The 3,412-nt window shown below is 71.9% G+C and carries 3 protein-coding genes and 1 pseudogene; all 4 read left to right on the top strand.

Annotated elements, in window-relative coordinates; all coding sequences use genetic code 11:
* Positions 1-181: pseudogene (locus GTW40_RS11185) on the top strand (pilus assembly protein); the annotation flags it as partial.
* A gap of 24 nt (positions 182-205) precedes the next feature.
* The gene (locus tag GTW40_RS11180; protein WP_161180014.1) at positions 206-1,543 is read left to right on the top strand and encodes a CpaF family protein; all 1,338 of its coding nucleotides are present in this window, start codon (positions 206-208) and stop codon (positions 1,541-1,543) included.
* Positions 1,544-1,554: 11 nt separating this feature from the next.
* On the top strand, positions 1,555-2,499 hold the full coding sequence (locus GTW40_RS11175; protein ID WP_161180013.1) for a type II secretion system F family protein: 945 nt from the start codon (positions 1,555-1,557) through the stop codon (positions 2,497-2,499).
* Between the two features lie 16 nt (positions 2,500-2,515).
* Positions 2,516-3,403 carry a DUF5936 domain-containing protein gene (locus tag GTW40_RS11170; protein WP_161180012.1) on the top strand — a complete coding sequence of 296 codons (888 nt, stop codon included), beginning with the start codon at positions 2,516-2,518 and terminating at the stop codon, positions 3,401-3,403.
* The last annotated feature ends 9 nt before the right edge of the window (positions 3,404-3,412 follow it).

Raw genomic sequence — 3,412 nt, 5'->3', positions numbered from 1 at the left:
GGGGCAGGGCGCGCAGGCGGCGTGCGCGGGGGCGGTCGGCGGGGGGCTGAAGGTGAGCTGCGCGAGCGGGGGCGGGGACGACTCCGTCACCGTCACGGCCTCCGTCGACATACCGCAACTCGTGCCCGGGTGGAGCTTCGGCGCCGCCCACAAGACCGCCACCATGCCGCTCGACCACTGACCAGGACCGAGGAGCAGCCGACCCATGAGTCTGCGGGCACGCATCAACTCCCCCGAGGAGCAGGGCAGTCGGGGCGAGGACGGCCATCTCGTCGCCTCCTACCGCGCCAAGCTCCTGGAGGAGATCGACCTCGCCGAGATGAGCGCGCTCGCGCCCGCCGAGCGCCGGGCGCGCCTGGAACGGGTCCTCGGGCACATCATCAGCCGCGAGGGCCCGGTCCTGTCCACGGTCGAGCGCGCCCAGCTGATCCGCCGGGTGGTGGACGAGGCGCTCGGCCTCGGCATCCTCGAACCACTCCTGGAGGACGCCTCGGTCACCGAGATCATGGTCAACGGCCCCGACGCGGTCTTCGTGGAACGCGGCGGCCGCGTCGAACGCCTCCCGCTCCGCTTCGCCTCCGCCGACCAGCTGATGCAGACCATCGAGCGGATCGTCTCCACCGTCAACCGCCGTGTGGACGAGTCGAATCCGATGGTCGACGCCCGGCTGCCGTCCGGCGAGCGCGTGAACGTCATCATCCCGCCGCTGTCCCTGACCGGCCCCGTCCTCACCATCCGCCGCTTCCCGCGCTCCTTCACCCTCCAGGAGCTGATCGGCTTCGGCTCGCTGGACGAGCAGATGGTGTATCTCCTGGCGGGGCTCGTGCAGGCCAAGTTCAACATCATCGTCTCCGGCGCCACCGGCACCGGCAAGACCACCCTGCTCAACGCCCTGTCCGGGACGATCCCGGCGCACGAGCGGATCATCACCATCGAGGACTCCGCCGAACTCCAGCTCCAGCAGACCCACGTGGTCCGCCTGGAGTCCCGGCCGCCCAACGTCGAGGGCAGCGGCCAGATCACCATCCGCGACCTGGTGCGCAACTCGCTGCGGATGCGGCCCGACCGGATCGTGGTCGGCGAGGTCCGCGGCGGCGAGTCCCTGGACATGCTCCAGGCCATGTCCACCGGCCACGACGGCTCGCTGGCCACCGTGCACGCCAACAGCGCCGAGGACGCGCTCACCCGGCTCCAGACGCTCGCCTCCATGTCCGACGTGGAGGTGCCCTTCGCCGCCCTGCACGACCAGATCAACAGCGCCGTCGACGTCCTCGTCCAGCTCACCCGGTTCGCGGACGGCGCCCGGCGCATCACCGAGATCGCCCTCCTCGACAGCCACGGTGGCGAGCCGTACCGCCTGGCCACCGTCGCCCGCTTCGACGCCCGCCCCATGACCGCCGACGGCCGGGTGCCCGGCGCCTTCCAGTACTTCCCGCTGCCCCGCCGCACCGCCGACCGCCTCCACATGGCGAGCCAGCCCGTCCCGCAGGCGTTCGGCGTCGCCCACACCGACGCCCAGCTCGCCACCCGAGAAGCCAGGTAGGTAGGCCACCCATGGATCTCCCCACGCTCGTCCGGCTCACCACCGGCATCACCCTGCTGACCTGCGTCCTCGCCGTGCTCGGCGTCCAGAGCTACGCCGCCGGACGGGCCCGGCGCGCCGCCCTCGTCGACCGCCTCTCACACACCGGTCAGCTGGCCCCCGGCGGCCGCAGGCGGCACTTCCGCGGCCTGGACCGACGGCTGCGACGTACCGGGCCCGGCCGCGGACTCGAACTGCGGCTCGCCGCCACCGGGTTGGACATCACCCCCGGCGAGTTCTTCGTCTACCTGCTGGTCCTGGTGGCCGGACTGTGGATCGTCGGCGACGTCACCCTGGCCCCCTTCTTCGGCCCCATCGCCGGGCTCCTCGGCATCTGGGCCGCGCTCCAGTTCCTCAACTGGCAGCGGCAGAAACGCATCGAGCGGTTCATCGGCCAACTCCCCGAACTGGCCCGCATCCTGGCCAACGCCACCCAGGCCGGACTCGCCCTGCGCACCGCCATCGGCATGGCGGCGGAAGAGCTGGAAGCCCCGGCGGGCGAGGAACTGGCCCGGGTGTCGGACCAGTTGGCCATCGGCCAGTCCATGGACGACGCGCTCGGTGAACTCGCCGACCGCCTCCCGTCCCGCGAACTCGTCGTACTCGTCACGACGTTGGTCCTCGCCAACCGCGCGGGCGGCCAGGTCGTCTCCGCCCTGCGCAACCTCACCGAGACCCTGGAGGAGCGCAAGGAGACCCGGCGCGAGGTCCGTACGCAGCTCTCCCAGGTGACCATGACCTCGTACGCCGTCCCCGTCCTGGGCATCGGCGCGCTCTTCCTGATGAACGGCGTCAAGGACGGCGCCCTGGAACGCATGACCGGCTCCCCGATCGGCCAGGCCTGCGTGATCATCGCCTTCGCCCTGTACGCCCTCGGCTTCCTCCTCATCCGCCGGATGAGCCGGATCGACGTGTGAGGGGGTGACGGACCGCATGGCACTCCTCCTCGCGCTGATCGCCGCCCTCGGTGTCTGGGGCGCCTTCACCGGACTGCGCATGTACCGCGCCGACGCCAAACTCCCCGGCGACCTCGCCCTCGCCCTGGAGATCGGCGCCACCCGCACCGGCGCGGTCGACTCCGTGATCGATCGCATGGGGATGCGCTACGCCCCCTTCGTGCTGCGCCTCATGGGCCCCCGCCTGGTCGCCCGCTACCGGCGCCGCATCGACCTCGCGGGCAACCCCGGCGGCCTCACCATCGACCGCTACGCCGCCCGCCGCGCGGTCTACGGCGTCCTCGGCGGCACCGGTTTCCTGGTCTTCCTGCTGCGCGGCCAGTGGTTCGTCGCCCTGCTGCTGCTCGCGTTCGGCGCGCTGTGGACCGAGGTCGGGCTCTGGTCCGCCATGCGGGTCCGCCGGGACGTCATCGAACGGACCCTGCCCGACTTCCTCGACGTCCTCGCCGTCGTCGTCAGCGCGGGCCTCGGCTTCCGCCAGGCCCTCGACCGCGTCTCCACCCGCTACGAGGGCCCCTGGGCCGACGAACTCCGCATCACCCTCCGCCAGATGGACCTCGGCATGACCCGCCGCCAGGCCTTCGCGGAACTGCGCCGCCGCAACGACTCCGAACAGGTCGCCATGTTCGTCACCGCCCTCCAGCAGGGCGAGGAACTCGGCGCCCCCATCGTCGACACCCTGGTGTCGCTGGCCAAGGACATGCGCCGCACCGACGCCCAGAACGCCCGCCGCAAGGCCGCCCGCGCGGTCCCCAAGGCGACGCTGATGATCACCACGTTCATGGTCCCGGCGACGATGCTCCTGCTCGGCGCCGGGCTGATCCTGGGGTCGGGCGTCGACTTCGGGTCGCTGGCGGGGAAGTGAGGGGGGCGG

This window comes from Streptomyces sp. SID4985 (assembly GCF_009863025.1).
Lineage (GTDB): Bacteria > Actinomycetota > Actinomycetes > Streptomycetales > Streptomycetaceae > Streptomyces.
The sequence above is the reverse complement of the archived record's forward strand: the minus strand, read 5'-3'. Positions and strand labels throughout refer to the sequence as shown.

What these genes read in the sequence shown, in the direction of transcription:
- GTW40_RS11180 (WP_161180014.1), top strand. Translation starts at nt 206, where the DNA reads ATGAGTCTGCGGGCACGCATCAACTCCCCCGAGGAGCAGGGCAGTCGG.
- GTW40_RS11175 (WP_161180013.1), top strand. Translation starts at nt 1,555, where the DNA reads ATGGATCTCCCCACGCTCGTCCGGCTCACCACCGGCATCACCCTGCTG.
- GTW40_RS11170 (WP_161180012.1), top strand. Translation starts at nt 2,516, where the DNA reads ATGGCACTCCTCCTCGCGCTGATCGCCGCCCTCGGTGTCTGGGGCGCC.